The following is a 23011-nucleotide window of genomic DNA, read 5'->3' as shown; positions in this document are numbered from 1 at the left end:
AGCGGCGTCACGCCGGAGCGGTCACCAGATGACCGGCAGCGCCCGGGGTCGCCGGACCACGGTCCCCTCCACCCAGGGCACCTCGGCCGCCGTGACCGCGAGCCGCAGCGTCGGCAGGCGCTCGAGCAGCGCCCGCAGGATGACGTCCAGCTCGAGCCGGGCCAGCGCGGCGCCCATGCAGTGGTGCATGCCGTAACTGAACTGCAGGTGCCGGCGGGCCGGCCGGGCAGCGTCCACCAGCAGCGGATCGGTGAACACGGCCGGGTCGCGGTTGGCGGCCCAGGAATCGGCGTAGACCACCTGCCCGGCACGGATCGTGCCGCCGGAAACGGCCACGTCCCGGGTGGCCAGCCGGGGGAAGCTGGAGATCGCGCCGAGCGGCAGCAGCCGCAGCAGCTCCTCCAGTACCCGCGGCGTCTGCTCCGGCGTGGCGGCCAGCCGGGCCCAGGCCCCGTCGGCGGCCAGCAACGCGTAAACCGCCTTGGTCAGCACCGTGACGATGTTCTGGTCACCGCCGATGAGGATCCCGAGCAGCAGCCCGACGATCTCCTCGTCGGTCAGCGGGGGGTCGTGCCGGTCCCGCTCGGCGACGTACCGGCGGATCAGGCCGTCGGCGCGCGCCGGCCGCTCCCCCCGGACCAGCTCCATGAGATAGCCGTACAGCTCCTCGAAGCTCTTCAGCAGCCCGGGCACGTCCCCGGGGTCAGAGATCTGCACGGTCAGCGACCGCGAGCGGAAGTACTCGACGTCGGCCTCCGGGATGCCGAGCAGCTCGCAGTCCACCCGCGACGGCACCCGGTCGAGCACCGTGGCGTACAGGTCGCCCGGGCCGCCCTGCCGTACCAAGTCGTCGACAAGGGTCGCCGTGACCCGCTCCACCACCGGACGCAGCCTGGCCACGCCGGCGCTGCTGAAGTCGGCCGTGACCACGGCACGCATCCGTGCGTGGTCGGGCTCATCAAGGTTGAGCAGCAACTCCGGCGGCGAAATCGTGGGCAGGAAGCTCGGCCCGTGCTCGACATTGAGCGCGGCCCGGCCGAAGGTGTTGTCGCCGAGCACCCGCTGCACGTCGGCGTAGCTGGTCAGGTGCACCGCCTCGTGCCCGCTCGGCAGCCGCACCATCGCCAGTCCCGCGACCTCCCCGATCGGCGTGTAGTGCGGGGCGGGGTCGAGGTTGGGCATTCCTTGTATCGAGAATCGCAGCTCAGTAGACATTTTCTGACGCCTCCCGGGTGATTGGTCGGTCGGGCCGGGCGACCGGCGGCACCGGCACGTCGAGAATGGCGCAGACCTCTGCCATCGCCTGCTCGTTGTCCCGGAATCGCACCGCCCGCCAGCCGCCTTCCTCGGCCGCCACGCAGTTCTCGGTCAGGTCATCCAGGAGAAGGCACTCCGCGCCGGTCAGTCCCAGCCGAGCGGCCGCCAGCTCGTATATCTCAGGGTCCGGTTTCCGGACACCGACCCGACACGAGTCGACGACCGCGTCGAACAATTCCATCGGCAACATCGCGGTCCAGTACGGTTCCCACTCGACCACATTGTTGGTCAGCAGCCCGACAAGGTAACCGCGTTGCTTCAGCCGGCCGAGGAACGCCAGGAGATCGGCGTTCGCGCTCACCTCCCGAAACCAGTACCGCCCGAAGTCGGTCAGCTCGACCCGGTCCAAGCGCACATCGGCGTCGTGGCCGCGCAGCGCCGTCGCGAGGCGGGCGCCCCACTCGCGCTCGGTGAGCGTCGCCAGCTCGATGGGGGCCAGCGGCGCCATACCGAGCTCCGTGGCGACCCGGTGGATGGCCGCCTCCAGCACCGGCCGGCTCAACCCGGTCCGGCGTTCGAACCCGTCGAACAGGACCGCCAGCGGCGGCGTGAGCACGCCGCCGAAGTCGGTCCACACCGCGCGGGGCCGGTCGCGGCAGGAGGCGTCGGGCGCACCGGGTCGCCGCGGCGACAGCAGCTCAGCCACCGATACGCCGCACCCGGTGGCAGTGCACCGACAGCTCGATGGTGGCCCGGGCGATGGTCTGGTCCTGCTGGCGCATCTCGAGCCGAACCGGCACCACCGGGTACGCCTCGGCGGCCGCTGAGTCGACGACGTCGCCGACCTCGGCGTGGCACATGATCGGGTGCTCGAACTCACCGAATGTGACGAAGTCCGCGGTGCAGTCCGACATCACCAGGTTGGCCGGGGCCAGTCCGTGGTGCGCGCCGGCCGAGGCCATGGCCGCCTGCCGGAACGCCTCGAAGACCAGCATGCCGGGCACGTGGTCGAGCGGGTGGTCGAACAGGCAGGGGTGGCTGAGATCCACCCGCACCGGGGCTAGGAAGTCCTGGTCACCGGCGACGATTGGGCCGATCACCACGTTCTGCGCCGCCGCGCGGCCGACCGCGGCCGGGTCCGCCCCCGGGCCCAGCGGCAGCGGGTCGCCGCCGATGATGCCGCGCTTGGCCCGCCCGCGCGCCCGGAAGGCGTCCCACTGCTGCGGGGTCATCCACATGAACGCGGTCCGCGCGGTCGCCGCCGGCGCCCCGGCGACGGCCATGTCGAGGATCACCTCGACACCGACCCGCTCGCCGTCGCGCAGCCGCTCGCCGACGATCCGAAGGTCCACGGTCAGCTCGCCCGGCAGAGCGCCGAAGACCAGCGCCTGCGGGTCGACCACCGAGATGCCGCCGGAGATGAAGGTGAACTTGTGGTCGAGCGGCACCCCGAGGAAGCGGTGCGCGACCAAGATGGATGCCTGCCGAGCCACCTCCATCAGCAGCAGCGAGTCGTACCGCGGCGGGGCGCCCGCCTGGTCACTGAAGAAGCTGTGCACCCGCGGCAGCTGGCCGCCACACAGGAAATGGTCGGCGTCCACCTGGACCGCATCAGTGAGAAACACCTCGCACACCGAAGCCCGGTGCACAAGATTCCGCGGAATCGTCGCGTTGAAGCTCAGCTCGGGACGCTTTGCGTTCAGCGTCGGCGTTGCCGTAGACATAATTCCTCCCCCGTATCACTGGTCCCCCGCCCCACGACTGAATGTGTTTCCCAGCGGAGGTATGAGAATCATAGTACCTACCGGTGAGCTCTCCACGAGCGCGCAAAACGGACGAACGCGGCTTATTGGCAGTGACAGTTACCACACTCCAAGATCCCCCAAGCAGGCATATCCCCAACCTCGGAGACCGGTAGGGTGCGGCCCATTCGAGCGCGTTGACAAATGGCGAAGAACGAAATGCGCCCGACACATAGAATTGATGCGCCGTTCATATCGGCAACACAATGGACGGTGCGCAACCGGTCGGGCCGCCGTGCGGTGGCCCGGACCTCATCCAGCACACCGACATCACCCCGGGCCGTCAGCCAGATCGAGGTTTCGGCCCACGAAGTAACGTGACGGCCCGATGTCTGCGGGCCGTCACGTCGTCGATTCCTTACTCACTGATGGCGTCGATCACCGGCAGGCGGCGCGCCTTGTGCTGTGTCGTACAGCCGGTCGTTCTCACCGCAGTAGCGGACGGCCTTCACGAAGAGGCTCAGGTCAGGGCTGTCACCAGCGGCGCGTGCACCACGATGCCGACCGCACCGGTGTCCAACCGCCCGTCCGGGTGCAGGGTGAACGTCCATCGGGCGTCCGGCACCGACCCGATGACGACGGCCGCGAGGCCGCACTCCGGGCTGGCGATGGTGGCCTTGAGCACCGCCGCGTCCCGGCCGGACGGCGGGGCGGCCAGGAAGAGCGCGCTCGGCACACCGGACCCGGATATGTGGTCGAGCGCGGCGCGCGCGCCGTCGAGGAACCGGATCCTGTCGCCACCGGTGGCCGGCGCGCCGCCCATCCCGACGGCGAGCACGTCGCTCTGCGCCGACCAGGAGTTCGTGGCCAGCTCGGCGGCCCACATCAGCGCGAGGGCCCGCGTCGCGGCCTTGTCACCGGTGAGCGAGATCAGACCGTGGCACTGGCCCAGGTCGAGCAGCACCCGGGTCCGGTCGGCGGTTCCGAGGGTCACCAGATGCAGAGCCGGCAACGGTACGGCCAGGTCCACCGGCGCGGCCTGCAGATCCCGCAACGACGATTCCCAGGCCCGGCCGTTCTCCGCCACCGACCACGGTGCCGGTGGCCGGTCGTCTGACACCGCAAGCCGCAGCACCATCCGGTCCACATCGACCATCACGGCGTAGAGCAGCGGCATCGGCCGTCCCGCCTCGTGGCAGGCGGTCGCGACGACCCGGAGAGCCCGGTCCACGGTCCAGTTGGCGGCGCTGTCCACCCGGTCGAGGAACACCGGCGGCTGCGACCGCTTCGACCTCGACAGCCCCGCCGCTGCCGCGGCCCGCGGCAACGGCGACCTGGAGGCGCCGTCACCCGGCTCGGCCGCCGTCGAGCCGGCCGCGCGACGCCGCCGGAGCAGCACCAGGCCACCGGCGATCGTCCCGGCCAGCACCACACCGCCGCCGGCGAGCCCGAGCACCAGTCCGAGGTTCGTTCCCGGTTTCGGGGCGGCGGCCTGCGCCGCCGGCGCCGTGGTGGCCGCCCCCGCCGGGCTCGACGTCGCCTTGGCGGGGGCGCTCACCTCGGGCAGCGGGCCGACGACGATCTCCGGGCCTTTGGCGTCCTCCGGCAGCTGGAGGATCCAGCCCGGCTCGACTTCCTCCGGCTTGGTCAGCGCGCGGCCGTCCGGCTGGGGACGGCCCTTGTTCAGTTCGAAGATCTCCGGGTGCCGCTCGCCGTTGCCCAGGAACCGCTCGGCGATCTCGTAGAGGAACTCGGGCTCGCCCTTGTACGCGGTCTGGACCACGTAGTACTTCACCTTCTCCTCGGCGGCGAACGCGACCGGATGTGGTGACGGCGTGGCGAGGCCACCGGCGGCAACCACTCCCGACAGTCCCAGCAAGGCGGTGACGGCCAAGGTCGACAGTGACGGTAGCGCTCGGTTCGGCATGGAATCCCCTGAGATGATTGGACGAACGCGAAAATACTACGCGTGTCATCCCATGTGTCCATAAGCCAGTCCGCCGTCCCGCCCCTTGACCGATGGCGATGGAATGCCGAGTGGACCTTGCGACGAAAACGGAGATTCAGTGCGGTTTTTACTGACTGTTGTCGATCCACGTACCAGCGAACGAGCCGACGTGGCCGTGACGGCCGACGCGGGCAACCGGGTGGGTGATCTCGGCCGGGTGTTGCAGTCGCTGCTGCGCGACGCCGCACATCGCACCGGCGGCCCGGATGGCTCGGCCACCCTGTACGTGCACGGCCGCCCGCTGGATCCGACGCTCACCCTCGCCGAGTCGGCGCTGCGCGAGGGTGCCGTCGTCGGCCTGGACGCGCCCGGCGGCGACCCGCTTCCCGGCCCGGCGGGGCTCATGGAGGTGCGCGTCACCGGCGGCCCCGCGGCCGGCACGGCGCACGCCCTCGGCGCGGGCGTGGGCGATCTCGGTTCGGGCGACGCCTGCTGGGTGACCGTTCCGGATCAGGGGCTGGCGCCGGTGGCGGCCCGCCTGACGGTCGACCTGAGCGGCCGCTGCTGGATCGAGCCGGCCGCTGGGGCGGCCCTGGAGATCGAGGGCGAACCGGTCGAGAGCCGGACCGAGTGGTCGGTCGGCGAGCATGTCACGATCGGCGCGACGGTGCTCGAACTGGCGCAGTACGAACTGGCGGACGCGGCGTTGCAGATGTCCACCGACAGCGTCACGATCGACTACAACCGTCCACCGAGGATCCTTCCGGTCCCGCGGCAGACCCGTTTCCGGCTGCCCGCCCCGCCGGTCGAGGGCGCTCGCTCCCGGCTGCCGTGGCTGATGGCGCTGCTGCCCCTGGTCGCCGCGGTCGCGCTGATGCTGCTCACCGGCAACACCACCATGCTGTTCCTGGCGCTGCTCAGCCCGTTGTCGATGCTCGGCAACCACATCGTCAACCGGCGGCAGGGCCGTCGTTCGTTCGCCGAGCAGATGAGCGAGTTCCGTACCCGGCGGGCCGGCATCGAGGCGGACATCCGTGAGGCGGTCCGGTTGGAGCGCAACGAACGCCGGCACCTCTACCCGGACCCGGCGACGGTCCAGGGCATCGCGGTCGGCCCGCGGCACCGGCTGTGGGAACGGCGCCGCCGCGACAGCGACTACCTGCGGCTGCGGGTGGGCACCGCGGTGCAGCCGTCCGAGGTGACGGTGGAGGACATGGAGCAGGAGGAGCACCGCCGGTCCAGCCGGTGGAGTTCGGGCGACGTGCCGGCGACGGTTCCGCTGCGCGAGCGGGGCGTGGTCGGCATCGCCGGTGGCGACGGCACCGCGCGTGCCCTGGGCCGGTGGGCGGTGGTGCAGGCGGCGGTCCTGCACAGTCCCGACGACTTGCAGATCGTGGTGCTGACCGAGCCGAATGGCCGGGAGTGCTGGGACTGGACGCGGTGGCTGCCGCACGCCCGGCCGCCGGGCGAGTCCGGCCCGGCCGTGCTGATCGGCACCGACGCGGACTCGGTCAGCCGGCGGGTCGCCGAACTGCTGGAGATGTGTGTTCAGCGGGCGAGTGTGCGTACCGACGCCCGTGATGTCCCCGCCGGCGAGCCGGACATCCTGGTGGTGCTCGACGGTTCCCGCCGCCTGCGCTCGCTGCCCGGGGTGGTGCAGTTGCTGCGCGCCGGTCCGGCGGTCGGCATCTACGCGCTGTGCCTGGACAACGACCGGCGGCTGCTGCCGGCCGAGTGCCAGGCAGTGGTCGAGGTCACCGGCGCCGGGCTGCACGTGACGCAGGCCGACAGCGACGGGGTGACCGGCGTACGCCCCGACTACCTGGACTCGGCCTGGTGTGCCCGGGTGGCGCGGGCGCTGGCCCCGTTGCGGGACGTGAGCGACGACGACGAGGACGCCGTGCTGCCCTCATCCAGCCGCCTGCTCGACGTGCTGGCCCTGGAGCCGCCCGGCGCGGACACCATCCTGGCCCGGTGGCGGATGGGCGGCCGCAGCACGGCCGCGGTGGTCGGCGAGTCCTACGACGGCCCCTTCGAGATCGATCTGCGGCGTGACGGCCCGCACGGCTTGATCGCCGGCACTACCGGCTCGGGCAAGTCGGAGCTGTTGCAGACCGTGGTGGCCTCGCTGGCGGTGGCGAACAGGCCGGACGCCATGACGTTCGTGCTCGTCGACTACAAGGGCGGCAGTGCCTTCGGCGACTGCGTACGGCTCCCCCACACCGTCGGCATGGTCACCGACCTGGATGAACACCTGGTCCGCCGGGCGCTGGAGTCGCTCGGCGCCGAGTTGCGGCGCCGTGAGCACCTGCTGGCCGCCGCCGGGGCGAAGGACATCGAGGACTATGTCCGGTCGGCCGACCGTGACCCCGGCCGTGCGCCGCTGCCCCGGCTGCTGATCGTCATCGACGAGTTCGCATCGATGGTCCGTGACTTGCCGGACTTCGTCACCGGTCTGGTCAACATCGCCCAGCGGGGCCGGTCCCTCGGCATCCACCTGCTGCTGGCCACCCAGCGCCCCGGTGGTGTGGTCTCCCCGGAGATCCGGGCCAACACCAATCTGCGGATCGCCCTGCGGGTCACCGACGCCTCGGAGAGCCAGGACGTGATCAACGCCCCGGACGCGGCGCGGATCGCCAAGAGCACACCCGGCCGGGCGTACGTCCGGCTCGGCCACGCCTCCCTGGTGCCTTTCCAGGCGGCCCGGGTCGGCGGCCGCCGGTCCGGTCCGCGGCTGGCCGACCTGCCCGATCCCTCGGTACGCCCGCTCGGCTGGACCGATCTGGGCCAGCCTGCCGAGGACGAGCGAGTGAACCGCCGGGACGACCAGGAGGACGTCACCGACCTGCAGGTCCTGGTGAAGGCGATCAGCGCCGCCGCCGAGGCCGGCGGTATCCCGCCCCAGCACAGTCCGTGGCTGCCGGCGCTGCCGTCCAGCATCACCGTGGACGAGCTGCGGGCGGACGCCGGCGCGCCGTACGGCATCGACGACCTGCCGGCTCAGCAGGCTCGCCACACCGCGGTCGTGGAGCTGGAGACGTTCGGTCACCTGGTGGTGGCGGGCGCGCCGCGTACCGGCCGCTCGCAGGTCCTGCGCACGATCGCCGGCTCGCTGGCCCGCACCTACTCCACGGCCGACCTGCATCTGTACGGCCTGGACTGCGGCAACGGCGCCCTGCTCGCGACGGCCGAACTGCCGCACTGCGGCGCGGTGGTGACCCGGGTCCAGGTCGAACGTGCGGTACGGCTGATCCGCCGGCTGGACGACGAGATCCGCCGCCGGCAGGCGATCCTCGCCGCCGGCGGGTTCGCCGACCTGACCGAGCAGCGCGCGGCCACCACACCGGACGGGCCACTGGCACACATCGTGCTGCTGCTGGACAGCTGGGAGGGCTTCCTCGCCTCGCTCGGCGAACTCGACGCCGGTGCTCTGACCGACGTGCTTCTGCGGTTCCTGCGGGAGGGGGCCAGCTGTGGCGTACACCTGATCGTCTCCGGAGACCGCTCGGTGCTGACCGGGCGGATCGCCACGCTCTCCGAGGAGAAGATCGTGCTGCGCATGCCTGATCCCGGTGACATGTCGCTGGCCGGGATCCCGGTGCGCGGTGTGCCACCGCAGATGGCGCCGGGCCGCGCGTTGCGGGCCGGTTCCGGCGTCGAGGTCCAGATCGCGCTGCTGCCGGGCGAGGCGAGCGGTCCCGGCCAGGCCGCCGCCCTGGCGCAGATCGGGCGCTGGGCCCGGGAACGCGACGCCTCGGTGCCTGCCGCGGCGCGGCCGTTCCGGCTCGGCGAGTTGCCGGCCCAGATTTCGTACGCCGAGGTCGCGGCCCTGCGCCCGGCAGACGCGGGCGCCGGCTGGCTGCTGTTCGGCGTGGGCGGGGACCAGTTGGCCGCGTTCGGCCCGGACCTTGCCGAAGGAGTCCCGGCCTTCGCGGTGGGCGGCCCGCCGAAGTCCGGCCGCAGCACGGCGCTGGTCGCGTTGACCCGGTGCGCCCTGGACGCCGGACAGCAGGTGATCCTGATGGCACCGCGGACCTCACCGTTGCGAGATCTCGCCGCTCAGCCGGGAGTGATCGCGGCGTTCACCGGCCCAGACGTCGACGCCGCCGAGTTCACCGCGGCGCTGGACAAGGTGACCGGCCGGACGCTGATCGCGGTGGACGACGCGGAGGCGCTGCGGGACGTCGCCGCGTCGGGGGAACTGCGGAACATTCTGCGCGGCGGTGACCGGCGGGAACTGGCGATCGTCTACGCCGGTGACCCGGAGGACCTGAGCGCCGGGTTCACCGGCTGGCTGGTGGACGCCCGCAAGTCCCGCCGCGGGGCTCTGTTGTCGCCACAGAACCGCACCGACGGCGATCTGGTCGGGGTGCGCCTGCCCCGGACCGCGGTGGGCCAGCCGGTCCAGCCGGGACGGGCCCTGCTCTACCTGGGTGACGGCGAGCCGATCGTGGTGCAGGTGCCGCGTTGACGCGACGGGGCCGGCCGGGTGATCCCGGCCGGCCCCGTGTCACCTGGTGACCGCTCAGCTCTTGAGCGCCTTGGCCAGTTCCTCGTCGGCCTGCTTGAACGCGTCGGCCGCGGCGGTGAGGTACTTGCCCATGCCCTCGAGGCCCTCGGCCATCTTGGTGGCGCCCTGGTTGAACTCGTCGTACGACTGCTCGAACTGCTTGCTCGACGAGTCCGTGACGTAGCCGCCGTTGACCAGCTCGTTCACCATCCGGCGCAGCTCGTTCAGCTTGTCGAGGACCTCGTCCTTTCCACGCGTGAGCCGGTTCGCGGCATTCTGCATGTCCCCGTAAGTGACGTTGACGTTCGCCATGACGGCATTTCCCTTCGTGCGGCGGGAGCCTTCGCTCCCGGTGATGGGGCCGGCGACCGAGGGGCGGTCAGGAGTCCGGCGAGATGAATCGGAATGTGCCGCTGATCGCGTCGAAGAGATCCAGCAGATCCTCGGTCAGCGGCAGGATGGGCGAGCTCCCGGTGATCACGGCGATCCGGCCGTCCCGCTCACCGGGAAAGGGCACGAAGGTCTGCATCGTGACAGACCGGATCCAACCCTCCCCTTCGGGCAGCACGACGTCCGTGACGCCCCGAGTCCGCGGCACACTGCCGATTCCGGGCAGATCGGCCTGCACCACCTCACGCCACGGACCGTCCGCGCCGATCCGCGGCAGTGACCGCAACTGGGCGGTGACCGATGCGGCATCCGACTCCTCGTTCGGGGCCCGCAGGATCGTCACCGTGACGCTCGCCGTCAGCAGCGCCTCGTCGAAGCCCTGCACCATCGCCCCGCAGTAAGCGGCGCCGTTGGCGTAGGCGGTCCGGGCGACGCCGCGCAGCGCCCGGGTCAGCGCCGCCCGATGCGGCGCCAGCTCGGGCACCACCCGGACCCGGTCGCTCACCAGCGCGCTGATCGCGCTGTTGCGGGTGTCCGGATGCACGTCGATCTCGAACCACGAGTCCGGAACGGTGATCGCGAAGCCGGTGGGTTCTGTCAATTCTTCACCTGTTCCCGGAGTTCTTTCGTCAGTTCCTCGTCGACCTTGCGGAAGTGCTCCACCGCCTGCTTGGCGCTCTTGGCCAGACGTTCACAGTTCTTGTCCACCCGGGACCGCCCGTCGCTCCAGTGCGACTCGAAGTCGTCGAGGGCGTCATCGACGTCGTCGCCGCCGAGCTCACCGGCGAACTGCAACATCCAGCGGTCCGTGGTGTTCATGCCCTCCCGGATGCGTTCGAGCGTGGTGGCCAGCTCTTCCAGGCCGCTCAGGTCCACCTTCAACTGATCGGACGAAGCCATCCGTCGACCTCCCTGCCCTCAGAACTTGCCGGGAACGGGAGGATCCCACTGCCCGGTCACCGGATTCATGTTGTGATTCGACGGCAGGGGCTTGACCGGCAGCTCTTTCCAGAATCTCTTGTTGAGATCCTTCAGGACATCGTCGGCGAGTGGCTTGCCGTCGAACATGTATTGGGCTTCCACCTTGATGTACTTGGGGACCGCCAGTTCCGCGACGTCCACATTGGGTACGCCGTCGAACAGCTTCGCGTCACTCAGCGTCACCTTGATGTCGACGGTGAATTCCTTACCGAGGGCGTTGAACTCCGCGGGGTAGTTCCTCTGCAACTGGTCCATGCGCGCGAACGCGTCTTTCACGCGCGATTCGAAGGCGTTCTTGAAGGCGCCGTTGCCCTTGCTGGTCATGGGTGCGAAGTTGTGCGTGGAGCCGGTGATCCCGAAGTCCTCGTTGATCAGATGCCCGCGCACCCAGACGTTCTTGGTGCCGGACTTCTCGAGATAATCGGTGACGCCATCGCTGCGCTGGAACTTGTTCAGCCACTCCACCGACCAGCCCTCGAGCTTGGTGGTCTTGGAGCCAATGTCGACGACCTTCGAGAGGACGACTCTCTTGTCCACGGGACCGTGGAACTTGCCGACGTCGGCCGTATGGAAATCGGAGTCGTACTTCGCCAGTGCCGCCTTCATTTCGCTGACCAGCAGCTTTCCCGGTGGCGGTGGAAACTTGGTCTTCGGAGCGCTTACCTTGACCTTCTTCAGCGCGCTCCCGACGGCAAGCATCTCCGCATCGTCGAGCAGGTCGTCCAGGTCGTCGTAGGCGTCGTCGTAGCGAGGCCGCTTACCCTGGGTGCAGGCTCGCGGAGACAGGCCCAGCGGGTCGCTCTGCAGCAGCGGATCGTCAACGTAACGCACCGGGCTGGGCCCCGCGCTCAGGCCGAGGGGATCCGGGCTGAGGTAACGGCCGGTCCGCGGGTCGTAATAGCGGTGCAGGTTGTAGTGCAGCCCGGTCTCGGCGTCGGCGTGCTGGCCGGGAAAGCGCAGCGGCGTCGAGTCCCCGGCAGGCTCGGGATCGAGCTGGTGGCCCCACAATGCCGCCCGGGAGCGCCAGGTCACGGCGCCGTCGGCGGCCACCATGTCGGTCGGTGCCCCGTTCGGATCGCAGACCAGAAGGTGCAGCCGGTCGCCGTCACACTGCAGCAACGGCCGGAGCCCGTCCAGGTCGTGCTGCCAGGTGGTGACGCGGCCGGTGGAGTCCGACTCCTCGATCAGCACCGGCCCGTCCCAGGCGAAGTCGGTCTGTGCCAGCACCGGGCCGTCCAGCGGATCATCCGCCGGCCCGTCGGTCAGTCGTTGCGTGGCGATCCGCCGCCCGAGTGGGTCGTACCGGTACCGCCACCGGCCGCCTTCCGGCGTGATCACGCCGTGCAGCCGGCCCTCGGCGTTCCACCGGAACGTCCAGGCCCGCGTTCCCTCCTGCCGATGCACCAGCCGCCCCGCGCTGTCGTAGCGGTAGCTGGTCTGCCCGGCCTGGATCATGTCGGTGCCGTGATAGAGGCGTTCGCCGTGAACCGCCGCGCTCTCCCTGCGGGAGAACGCTTCGACCAGGTCACCGGCGACGTTGTAGCGGTAGTCCTCCCGGCGATCCGGGCCGTCCACCGCGGTGACGCGTCCCTCGTCGTCGAGGCGGAAGACGGTGGCGCCCTCGCGGCTGTCGTCCACGATGGTCAGCGAGCCGTCCTCCCGATAGCCGAAGGCGCGCTCCACGTCCGGTCCCGTGCCGCCGCTGACCCGCTGGACGACGAGCCGGTCGCCGGCGTCGTAGTGCCGCACCACGGTCACCGAATCATCGAGCTGTTCGGCGACGGGGCGACCGTGGGCGTCGTGGAAGAGTGCCAGGTCGTGTCCGGCCATGCCGATGCCGACGGGGAAGCCGGACGGGTCGAAGGACCACAGCGTCCGCACCCCCGCGGGCGTGTCCCGGGACACCGTGCGGTTGCCGTCGTCGTAGGTGTGGGTGACGGCGTGGCCGTTGACCGACTCGCCGGTGACCCGGCCGAAGACGTCCCGGGTGATCGTCAGGACGGCGTCCGGGCTGGTGGCTTCGACGAGCTGCCCCACGGGGTCGTACCTGAACGTGGTCGCGCGGCTCTCCTCGGCTGACGTGGCACGCCGGCCGACGAGGTTGCCGAGCAGGTCGTACTCGAAATCGACACTCTCCCCGGCGGCGTTGACCATGCGGACCAGTTGGCCGGCCGGATCGTACGTGTAGTCGCTGGCCCGGCCGTCGAAGTCGGCTTCGCGTACCAGTCGGCCCGCGGCGTCATACTCATAGTGCCAGCGCCGTCCCGCCGGATCGGTGACCCGGGTCAGCCGCAGCTCGGCGTCGTAGTCGTAGGTGGTCCGGGCGCCGGTCGGGCTCACCGTGGCCACCACCAGGTCGAACGACCCGTACTCGGTGCGGGTGGTGCGGTTCAGCGCGTCGGTGTACGCGGTCTGGTTGCCTTCGGCGTCGTACTGCCACTGGTCGCGCTCGCCCGCCTGATTCATCTGCCAGGCCGGCTCACCGTCAGCCGTCCAGCCGCGGGAGAGCTGCCAGCCGGCGGTGTCACCGAGCACGCTGGCGCGGCCGTGATCATCGCGGGCCAGCACCGTCACGGCGGGACTGAGGCCGCCGATGCGCATCCGCTGAGAATCCGGTGCAGCCGGGCCGGGCACCGCTTCCGGTACGGTCGTCGCGGCGATCCGCGGCCGGTCGTCGGCCTGCTCCTGACGGCCCATCCGCTGGTCGACGCCGAGCGGATCGGTGAAGGGATCGGGTGACTCGGCCGGACCGTAGTCGCGCCGCCACACGCGCCCGTCGTCGTCGGTCACCGTGACCGCCGCGACCCGCCGGCCCCGATAAGTGATCCTCGCGTGGCTGCCGTCGGGCCGCACCACGGCGTCCAGGCTGCCGTCGGGGTGGTAGAGGAATCGGGTGGTGCGGCCGAGCGGATCGGTACGCGACAGCAGCCGGTGCTGTGTGTCCCACTCGCTGCGCGTGGTGTTGCCGAGCGGATCGGTCTCCGCGACCACCTGCAGGTCCTCGTTGAGCTCGTAGACCGTGGTGTGCCCGAGCGAGTCCATGGCGCTGGTCCGGCGTTGTTCCGGCTCGTAGGCGAAGCGGTAGCCGAAGTACCCGTCACGGCCCTCGCCAAGCACACACCGGCCGTCCGCGTCGTACCGGTACGCGTACCACTGGCCGTTGCTGTCGTCCCACCGGATCATCCGGCCGTCGGCGTCGTAGCTGAACCGCATGGGCTGCCCGGACGCCCCGGCGACCGCGGCGAGATGCCCGTCCACGTAGCTGAAGGTCCGCAGCAGCACCGGCGCACCGTCCCCGGCCGGGATCAGATGCAGTGCCGTGACCCGCCCGTTCTCGGTGGTCACGGTGACCCGCCGGCCGTCGCCGTGCCGAACCTCGACCGGCAGGCCCACGTCGTCGCGGACCACCTCGATCCGCCCGCCGTCCCGGTCGACGATCGCGACCAGCGCCGCAGACCGGGCCGGCTCCGCATCGGCCGAATCCAGCACGGTGGCCGGCAGCACCGGGCCGGCCAACTCCGGCTCCGCTTCCGTCTCGGGCGCGGCGAACAGCAGAGAGGCGCCGGTAGCCGGATCGGTGACGACGAATCCATCACCGGCTCGGCGCAGTGGCAGGCTGCGGCCGTGCCGGGGCACGACCGGGCCTTCGGCGCCGGGCACCGGGTAGGTCAGCAGCGTCCCGTCCGCCGCGAGCAGATGAACGGCGTCGGGTTCCACCACGATCCGCTGGTCCAGCGTCGACGCCCAGGACACCCCGAACAGCCGGCCGGCCCGATAGTCGGAGCGGTGGGTGCGTTCCAGAAGCAGCGGTGGCGATCCCGGCAGATCGAGATCGGTCTCGGGCAGGAACACCCGGCCGGTGCTGATGTCGACCGGGTCACCGCAGGCCGGGATCTCGAACGACCGTTTCGAGGTGTTGACCGGCACCGTGTTGATCTTGTTGACCAGCTTGTTGAAGCCGGACTTGACCACGTTGACGACGCCGCGGGCCGCGTTGGTGACGGCGTTGGCGAGGCCGCGTACGGTGTTGCGCATCGACGTCAGGGCCGCCTGCGCGATCGCCTTGAAGCCACCGGCCTTGTAGAGCGTGGACAGCCGGGAAAGCGAGGTCAGGCCGCGCACCCCGGGGATGATCCCGAGGACCGCGAAGATCAGGTCGGTGATGCTCCCTTTACCCTGGGCGAAGTCGACTATCGCTTTGATCAGCAGAATCGCACCCGCCGCCAGCGCGATCCAGGCCAGCGGCCCGCCGATGATTATCGCGATGATGCCGGCGATCAGGGCCACCCACTTGGCCACCTCGCAGATGACGTCCCACAGTCCTTTGAGGAACTCGCCCAGCTTGTCCCAGAAGGATCTCGGCTGGATACCGGCGTCGGAGGCCTCGGCGATCTCCCGCCGGCACTCCCGCGCGGCGCCGTCGCGCAACTGCCGGGCCTGGTCGGCCAGCGACTTCGCCGCGTTCAGCGCCTGCTCCGCGGTAGCCACCCGGCCCTGCACATCGGACAGCCGCTGCTTGGCCGTCTCGGCGTCGCGAACCGCCTGCTTGATCTGCTCGGGATCGGGATCGGTGTGCTGTTGCAGGGCCGTCGCCTGCCGTCCGATCGTCGCCGCGTCACCCTGCGCCAGTTGGAGCTGACCGGTCAGCCCGCTCAACTGCTCGCGCGCCGCACGCCCGTCGGCCAGCGCCCGGTCGGCCATGGCCTGGGCATTCTCCAGTTTGGGCGCGAAGGCGAGCAGCGCGTCACCCGCCATGCGATGTGAGTCGTGCACCTTGCGCAACTGCTCGGGGAGTTCGCCGAACTGCTCACGGAACGCGTCGCCGGACTGACCGATCCAGGTCAGGACCGCCCCGTCGCCCTGCAACGAGTCCACCGCCTGCCGGGCGCGCCGCGCGTCGTCGGCGAAGTCGAGGAGGCGATTGCCGGTGGTGACCAGATTCGCCGGCTGACCGGGACTCGGATCGGACTCCAGGTCGAGTACCCACCAGTCGCTCGGCCGCGGCATCAGCTACTCCTACCGTTTGTCGCCAGGCGCGTACGCCCCAAATCAGGCCGAAACTTTACGTTCGACCACAGTGACCCGTGGACCGTACAACACCCCGCAAAACGTTCCCATTCGCAGTGATGCGGTTAACCCTCGCCACGATCACTCGCACAAACACCGCTACGGGCATTGCCGGCAGGCGAGGGACGAGGAGACCACCAACACGAACACAGGAACGCCCCGCCGAATGGGCCGCCTACTACGACGACCTCGCCGTCGAGTTCGGTCTCACCATCGAGGCAACCGGCCCCGGCCCGTGCTGCGGCAACGACCAACCCCGGTCGCGCGGAAACCAGGTCGTTCCGTCGTCTGGATTCCCGTGGTGTTCAAGGCGCCGGCTGGTCGCGGGATCAGCGTCAGTCGGTCCGAACGTCCGACTTGATCCAGCCGAACGTGTGTTCCACCGCCCGCTGCCAGTTCTCGTGCTCCTCGGCCCGGTGCCGGTCGTCCATCTGCGGCACCCACTGGGCGGCCCGGTGCCAGTTCCGGCGCAAGCCTTCGAGGTCGGGCCAGAACCCGACGGCCAGCCCGGCCGCGTACGCGGCGCCGAGGGAGACCGTCTCGGCGACCATGGGGCGCACCACCGGCACGTCGAGCACGTCGGCGACGAACTGCATGAGCAGGTTGTTGGCGGTCATCCCGCCGTCGACACGCAGCGCGGTCAGCGCCAGGCCGGAGTCGGCGTTCATGGCGTCGACCACCTCGCGGGTCTGCCAGCCGGTGGCCTCCAGCACCGCCCGGGCCAGGTGTCCCTTGTTGATGTACGAGGTGAGCCCGACGATCACCCCGCGCGCCTCGGCGCGCCAGTGCGGGGCGAACAGCCCGGAGAAGGCCGGCACGATGTAGCAGCCGCCGTTGTCCGCCACGGTGCGGGCAAGGGTCTCGATCTCCGGGGCGCTGGAGATGAGTCCCAACTGATCGCGGAACCACTGCACCAGGGAACCGGTGATCGCGACGGAGCCTTCCAAGGCGTACACGGCGGGCTGGCCGGCGATCTGGTAGCCGACGGTGGTGAGCAGGCCGTGCGTGGAGTGCACCGCCTTGGTGCCGGTGTTGAGCAGCAGGAAGCTGCCTGTGCCGTAGGTGCACTTCGCGTCCCCGGGGGCGAAGCAGGTCTGGCCGAACAGGGCGGCCTGCTGGTCGCCGAGGGCGGCGGCGATGCGCACGCCGGGCAGGACGGCGGTCGCGGTGCCGTACACCTCGGAGGAGGAACGGATCTCGGGCAACATCGCCGCCGGGATGCCGAAGAATGCCAGCGAGTCGGGGTGCCAGCGCAGGCTGTGCAGGTCCATCAGCATGGTCCGGCTGGCGTTGGTGACGTCCGTGATGTGCAGCCCGCCGTCGGGACCGCCGGTCAGGTTCCAGATCAGCCAGGTCTCCATGGTGCCGAACAACACCTCGCCGCGCTCGGCCCGCTCGTACAGCCCGGGCGTGGCGTTGAGCAGCCAGCGCAACTTGGGCCCGGAGAAGTACGTGGCCATGGGCAGCCCGCAGCGGCGTTGCACGTCCTCGGCCCCAGGTGCCGAGGCAAGCGTCTCCACCAGGGTGTCGGTGCGGGTGTCCTGCCAGATGATGGCGGGGGCCACCGGCACGCCGGTGCGCCGGTCCCACACCAACGTCGTTTCCCGCTGGTTGGCGATACCGATCGCAGCCACCTCGTCGGCGCCGATGCCAGCCTGGGACAGGGCCCGCGGCACGACCTTGCTGACGTTGCGCCAGATCTCCAGGCCGTCGTGCTCGACCCAGCCGGGGCGGGGGAAGTGCTGACGGTGTTCACGCTGGGCCACCGCGACAAGATTGCCCCGCCGGTCGAACACGATGCACCGGGTCGAGGTGGTTCCTTGGTCGATGGAGACGACGTAGCTTTCGCTCATGGTGCGTCCTCGTCTGACGGGAAGAGGGAAGCGGCCGGACGGCTCACCAGCGCGCTCCCCCGAGGTCTCGGGAAACGGCACGTGCGGCATCGCGAACGTGCGCCACCAAGGCCGGCCGAGGGCTGCCTTGGGCGGTGCAGACCTGGTCGACCGGACCGGAGAGCCCGATCGCGCCGACGACCAGTCCGCCGTAGCCTCGGATCGGCGCGGCGATGCCGGCCTCCCCGGGGGTCATCTCCTCGACCTCGGCACCCCAGCCGTTGTCGCGGATCTCGGCGAGGGCCTTGGCGAGGGCTCGTGCGGTCACCAGCGTGCGGCGGGTGTAGGGCTCGGGCCCGCCCTGCATGACCGCGCTGGCCGCGGCGCCGTCGTAGGCGAGCAGCACCTTGCCGAGCGCGGTCGCGTGCGGCGGGAGCAGCGTGCCCACGTCGAGGGTCTGCAGGGTGTCGTCGGGGCGGAAGACGTGGTGCACCACCAGCACCTTGCCTTCCAACAGGGTGCCGATGCGCACGGCTTGCCCACTGCGTACGGCCAGCGGGTCGGCCCAGTTGATGGAGCGGGACCGTAGTTCGTTGATGTCGAGGTAGCTGGTGCCCAGGTGCAGCAAGGCAGCACCCAACTGATATTTACCGGACGTCTTGTCCTGTTCGACGAAGCCCACGTCCTGCAGGGTGCGCACGATGCCGTGCGCGGTGCCCTTCGGCAGGTCGAGGGACCGGGCGATCTCGCCGATGCCGAGACGGCCGGAACTGTTGGCCAGCAAGCGAAGCATCGCCGCGGCGCGTGCGATGGACTGCACCTGACCAGGCATGAAGCGGGATGGTAACGGCGATCCGGCCGACGCAACAGTGTTCGACATTGTCGACTGGGGTTCGTTGACCTGTGTCGGTGACGTTTCTAACGTTTCGCCGCACGGTAACAAAACGCGACCGCGGCGCCACTGACTTCGGGCAATCCGTTTCTCTGCCCCGACGCCGAGGGCTGCTCCCAATACAAGGAGGAATCATGACCCTACCGAGGGTTCCCGGGCTGGTCGGTGAATTAGTCGCCGAATTCGCCGGTACCGCCGTCATCATCCTGTTCGGCGTCGGCGTGGTGGCCCAGGTGGTCGCCGGCGGCACCGGCGAGTTCGACAGCATCGCGTGGGCCTGGGGCCTGGGCGTCACCCTGGGCGTGTACGTGGCGGGCCGGATCAGCGGCGCGCACCTCAATCCGGCCGTCACCCTTGCCCTGGCCGTCTTCAAGGGCTTCGAGTGGCGCAAGGTGCTGCCGTACGCGCTGGCCCAGACCGCCGGAGCGTTCGTCGCCGCCCTGATCATCCGGTGGAACTACAGCGAGGTGCTGTCCCGCTTCGACCCGGGCTTCACGAGCAAGAGCCAGGGGGTCTTCTCCACCCTGCCCGGCGCCGGTGTCACCGAGTGGGGCGCGCTGCGCGACCAGATCATCGGCACCGCCCTGTTGCTGTTCCTCATCCTGGCCGTCACCGACGCCCGCAACTCGCTGCCGGGCGCCAACATGGCGCCGCTGATCGTCGGCCTCATCGTGGTCGCCATCGGCATGGCGTTCGCCGTCAACGCCGGTTACGCCATCAACCCGGCCCGGGACTTCGGACCCCGCCTGGCCTCGTTCCTGACCGGTTACGAGACGGCGTTCCAGGATGCCGGCGGCTACCCGTACTTCTGGGTGCCTATCGTCGGCCCGCTGGTCGGCGGGGTGATCGGCGCCGGACTCTACGAGCTGACGATCGGCCGCTTCCTGCCCAGCGAGGAAGCACCCGAGCCCGGAGCGCTCGCCACCGAGCGTCCCGAGCCCGCGGTCGAGCCCGCCCGGGCCTGACCTCCGTCGCCTACCCCACCCGCATCCTTCACCTAGGAGACCCGCATGGCTGACTTCGTTGGCGCCGTGGACCAAGGCACCACCAGCACCCGATTCATGATCTTCGACCACGGCGGCAACGAGGTGGCCCGCCACCAGCTCGAACACGAGCAGATCCTGCCGCGCGCGGGCTGGGTCGAGCACAACCCGGTGGAGATCTGGGAGCGGACCTCCGCGGTCGTCCAGACCGCGATGAACGCCCGCGGCCTGTCCGCGTCCGACCTGGCCGCGCTGGGCATCACCAACCAGCGCGAGACCACCGTGGTGTGGAACCGCAACACCGGCCGGCCCTACTACAACGCCATCGTCTGGCAGGACACCCGCACCGACCGCATCGCCTCGGCCCTGGAGCGCGAGGGCAAGGGCGACGTCATCCGGCGCAAGGCCGGACTGCCACCGGCCACGTACTTCTCCGCGGGAAAGATCCAGTGGATCCTGGAGAACGTCGACGGGGTCCGCGAGGCCGCCGAGCGGGGCGAGGCGGTCTTCGGCAACACCGACACGTGGCTGCTGTGGAACCTCACCGGCGGCACCCAGGGCGGCGTGCACGTCACCGATCCGACCAACGCCAGCCGCACCATGCTGATGAACCTGGAGACGCTGGACTGGGACGACGAACTGCTGTCGTTCTTCGACATCCCGCGGAACATGCTGCCGAAGATCCGCCCGTCGTCCGACCCCCGTTCGTACGGCAGCACCGTGCCGCACGGCCCCTTCGCCGGCGCGGTACCGATCACCGGCGACCTCGGCGACCAGCAGGCCGCCACAGTGGGGCAGGTCTGCTTCGCCCCCGGCGAGGCGAAGAACACCTACGGCACCGGCAACTTCATGCTGCTCAACACGGGCCACGAGATCGTCCGGTCCAAGGCGGGCCTACTCACCACGGTGTGCTACCAGTTCGGCGACGACGCGCCCGTGTTCGCCCTGGAGGGGTCGATCGCGGTCACCGGCTCGGCGGTGCAGTGGCTACGCGACCAGCTCGGCATCATCAGCGGCGCGTCGCAGAGCGAGACCCTGGCCCGGCAGGTCGAGGACACCGACGGCGCGTACTTCGTGCCCGCGTTCTCGGGGCTCTTCGCGCCCTATTGGCGCTCCGATGCCCGGGGCGCGATCGTCGGGTTGTCCCGCTATCACACCAACGCCCACATCGCCCGGGCCACCCTGGAGTCCATCTGCTACCAGAGCCGCGACGTTGTCGAGGCGATGGAGCAGGACTCCGGCGTACACCTGGAAACCCTGAAGGTGGACGGCGGGGTCACCGCCAACGATCTGTGCATGCAGTTGCAGGCGGACATCCTCGGCGTGCCGGTGAGCCGGCCGGTGGTCGCGGAGACCACGGCGCTGGGCGCGGCGTACGCGGCCGGCCTGGCCGTGGGGTTCTGGAAGAACACCGATGAGCTGCGGGAGAACTGGAACGAGAGCCAGCGCTGGCAGCCGTCCTGGTCCTCGGAGCGGCGCCAGAAGGGCTACGCCGGGTGGCAGAAGGCCGTGCAGCGGACCCTCGACTGGGTCGACGTCGGCTGACCCGCGCCCACCCTCTACACCCGGACGGCCGGCGGCCCCCGCGCCGGCCGTCCGGGATCAAGCGGCGCCGGCCCCAGGGGTGCCCGACCCGAAAGCGAGAATCAGATGCACTCCGCAACACTGTCACCGGCCGCCCGCGACCGGTCCATGGCCGTCCTCGGCAGTGGCCATGAACTGGACGTCCTGGTGATCGGCGGCGGCGTCACCGGCGCCGGTTGCGCACTCGACGCGGTCACCCGTGGTCTGTCGGTCGGACTCGTCGAGGCCCGCGACTGGGCCAGCGGCACCTCCAGCCGGTCCAGCAAGCTGATCCACGGCGGCCTGCGCTACCTCGAGATGCTGGACTTCGGGCTGGTACGGGAAGCCCTACGCGAACGCGGTCTGCTCGTGCAGCGGCTGGCCCCGCACCTGGTACGTCCGGTGCCCTTCCTCTACCCACTGCGCCACCGCGGCTGGGAGCGGCTCTACGCAGGCGCCGGCGTCCTGCTGTACGACGCCATGAGCCTGTCCAGCGGGAACTCCCGCGGTGTGCCTGCCCACCGGCACCTGAGTCGCCGCGGCGCGCTGCAGGCCTGCCCGTCGCTGCGCCCGGACGCGCTGACCGGTGCGCTGCAATACTACGACGCCCAGGTCGACGACGCCCGGCTGGTGACCTTCCTGGTCCGCACCGCCGCGCAGCACGGCGCGCACCCCGTCTCCCGGGCCCAGGTGGTCGGCTTCCTGCGCGACGGTGCCCGGGTGGTCGGGGCGCGGGTGCACGACCTGGAGACCGATCGGGTGTACGAGGTGCGGGCCCGGCAGGTCATCAACGCCACCGGCGTCTGGACCGACGACACCCAGGCCCTGATCGGTGCGGACGGGCACTTCCAGGTGCGCGCCTCCAAGGGCATCCACCTGGTGGTGCCGCGGGACCGGATCCGCTCCGAGACCGGGCTGATCCTGCGCACCGAGAAGAGCGTCCTGTTCGTCATTCCGTGGGGACGGCACTGGCTGATCGGCACCACCGACACCGACTGGGACCTGAGCAAGGCCCACCCCGCGGCGACCAGCGGCGACATCGACTACCTGCTTGAGCATGTCAACGCGGTGCTTGCCACCCCGCTGACCCGCGACGACGTGGAGGGCGTGTACGCCGGGCTGCGCCCGCTGGTGTCCGGGGAGTCGGCGCTGACCGCCAAGCTGTCGCGGGAACACTCCGTGGCCACCCCCGCGCCCGGCCTGGTCGTGGTCGCGGGCGGCAAGTACACCACCTACCGGGTGATGGCCCGCGACGCCGTGGATCAGGCGGTACGCGGCCTCGGCGGTGGACTGCCCGCGTCCTGCACCGACCGGCTGCCGCTGCTGGGCGCCGACGGGTACGTGGCCCGGTGGAACCAGCGCCAGGGGCTGGCACAACAGCACGGCATGTCCGTCGAGCGGATGGAGCACCTGCTGCGGCGCTACGGCACGCTCGTCGACGAGGTGTTGGAACTGCTGCGCGATGACCCGACGCTGGCCGAGCCGATGGAGGGCGCGGAGGACTACCTGCGGGTGGAGGTGCTCTACGCGGTCACCGCTGAGGGGGCCCGGCACTTGGAGGACGTGTTGACACGGCGCACCCACATCTCGATCGAGACCTTCGACCGGGGTCTCCAAGCGGCCCGGTCCGCCGCGGCGCTCATGGCTGAGCCGCTGGGCTGGACAGCTGAGCAGGTGGAACGCGAGGTGGCCCACTACACCGCGCGGGTGCGGGCCGAACGCGCCGCCCACGAACAGCCGGACGACGAGTCCGCCGACGCGGCCCGCTCGGAGGCACCGGAGGTGGTGCCGGCGGCCGCCCTGCCAGCCTGACCACCGCCGGCGCATCGGCCCCGGCGGTGCGCCG

Annotated in this window: 14 protein-coding genes; 4 read left to right on the top strand and 10 right to left on the bottom strand. The window is 70.5% G+C overall.

From position 1 onward, the window contains the following. Positions 1-21: 21 nt before the first annotated feature. The 4 genes from QLQ12_RS44280 to QLQ12_RS44265 form a co-directional block, all read right to left on the bottom strand. Positions 22-1182 (bottom strand): cytochrome P450, encoded by a 1161-nt coding sequence (locus QLQ12_RS44280; protein ID WP_282767086.1) that lies wholly within the window; start codon positions 1180-1182, stop codon positions 22-24. 22 nt (positions 1183-1204) lie between these two features. After that, on the bottom strand, positions 1205-1963 hold the full coding sequence (locus QLQ12_RS44275) for an HAD family hydrolase (RefSeq protein ID WP_282767085.1): 759 nt from the start codon (positions 1961-1963) through the stop codon (positions 1205-1207). After that, entirely contained in the window at positions 1956-2981 is a 1026-nt protein-coding gene (locus QLQ12_RS44270) for a ScbA/BarX family gamma-butyrolactone biosynthesis protein (protein ID WP_282767084.1), read from the bottom strand. The genes QLQ12_RS44275 and QLQ12_RS44270 overlap by 8 nt, the downstream gene beginning before the upstream one ends. A gap of 538 nt (positions 2982-3519) precedes the next feature. After that, on the bottom strand, positions 3520-4926 hold the full coding sequence (locus QLQ12_RS44265; RefSeq protein WP_282767083.1) for a hypothetical protein: 1407 nt from the start codon (positions 4924-4926) through the stop codon (positions 3520-3522). 190 nt (positions 4927-5116) lie between these two features. On the opposite strand from QLQ12_RS44265, the gene QLQ12_RS44260 reads away from it, so the two are divergent. Beyond that, on the top strand, positions 5117-9418 hold the full coding sequence (locus QLQ12_RS44260; RefSeq protein WP_282767082.1) for an FtsK/SpoIIIE domain-containing protein: 4302 nt from the start codon (positions 5117-5119) through the stop codon (positions 9416-9418). A 54-nt stretch (positions 9419-9472) separates the two neighbouring features. On the opposite strand, the gene QLQ12_RS44255 is transcribed toward QLQ12_RS44260, so the two are convergent. From QLQ12_RS44255 to QLQ12_RS44230, 6 genes are all read right to left on the bottom strand, one after another. Next, entirely contained in the window at positions 9473-9769 is a 297-nt protein-coding gene (locus QLQ12_RS44255; protein ID WP_282767081.1) for a WXG100 family type VII secretion target, read from the bottom strand. A 67-nt stretch (positions 9770-9836) separates the two neighbouring features. Further along, the gene (locus QLQ12_RS44250) at positions 9837-10448 is read right to left on the bottom strand and encodes a hypothetical protein (RefSeq protein ID WP_282767080.1); all 612 of its coding nucleotides are present in this window, start codon (positions 10446-10448) and stop codon (positions 9837-9839) included. After that, complete coding sequence (locus tag QLQ12_RS44245) at positions 10445-10747, bottom strand: hypothetical protein (RefSeq protein WP_282767079.1); 303 nt, start codon at positions 10745-10747, stop codon at positions 10445-10447. The genes QLQ12_RS44250 and QLQ12_RS44245 overlap by 4 nt, the downstream gene beginning before the upstream one ends. 18 nt (positions 10748-10765) lie before the next feature. Further along, positions 10766-15835 (bottom strand): DUF6531 domain-containing protein, encoded by a 5070-nt coding sequence (locus QLQ12_RS44240; RefSeq protein WP_282767078.1) that lies wholly within the window; start codon positions 15833-15835, stop codon positions 10766-10768. 395 nt (positions 15836-16230) lie between these two features. After that, on the bottom strand, positions 16231-17748 hold the full coding sequence (gene glpK, locus QLQ12_RS44235; RefSeq protein ID WP_282767077.1) for a glycerol kinase GlpK: 1518 nt from the start codon (positions 17746-17748) through the stop codon (positions 16231-16233). Between the two features lie 43 nt (positions 17749-17791). Then, positions 17792-18559: an IclR family transcriptional regulator gene (locus QLQ12_RS44230; protein ID WP_282767076.1), complete on the bottom strand. Its 768-nt coding sequence runs from the start codon at positions 18557-18559 to the stop codon at positions 17792-17794. Positions 18560-18753: 194 nt separating this feature from the next. On the opposite strand from QLQ12_RS44230, the gene QLQ12_RS44225 reads away from it, so the two are divergent. The 3 genes from QLQ12_RS44225 (at position 18754) to QLQ12_RS44215 (ending at position 22977) form a co-directional block, all read left to right on the top strand. Next, a complete protein-coding gene (locus QLQ12_RS44225) occupies positions 18754-19584 on the top strand; it encodes an MIP/aquaporin family protein (RefSeq protein ID WP_282767075.1) in 831 nt (276 codons plus the stop codon). Between the two features lie 45 nt (positions 19585-19629). Beyond that, the gene (gene glpK, locus QLQ12_RS44220) at positions 19630-21147 is read left to right on the top strand and encodes a glycerol kinase GlpK (RefSeq protein WP_282767074.1); all 1518 of its coding nucleotides are present in this window, start codon (positions 19630-19632) and stop codon (positions 21145-21147) included. 105 nt (positions 21148-21252) lie between these two features. Then, positions 21253-22977, top strand: a complete 1725-nt coding sequence (locus QLQ12_RS44215) for a glycerol-3-phosphate dehydrogenase/oxidase (protein ID WP_282767073.1) — start codon at positions 21253-21255, stop codon at positions 22975-22977. Positions 22978-23011 lie beyond the last annotated feature (34 nt).

Origin of the sequence: Actinoplanes sandaracinus, assembly GCF_030009775.1 — a bacterium.
In the GTDB taxonomy this organism is placed as follows: Bacteria; Actinomycetota; Actinomycetes; order Mycobacteriales; family Micromonosporaceae; genus Actinoplanes; species Actinoplanes sandaracinus.
The sequence above is the reverse complement of the archived record's forward strand: the minus strand, read 5'-3'. Positions and strand labels throughout refer to the sequence as shown.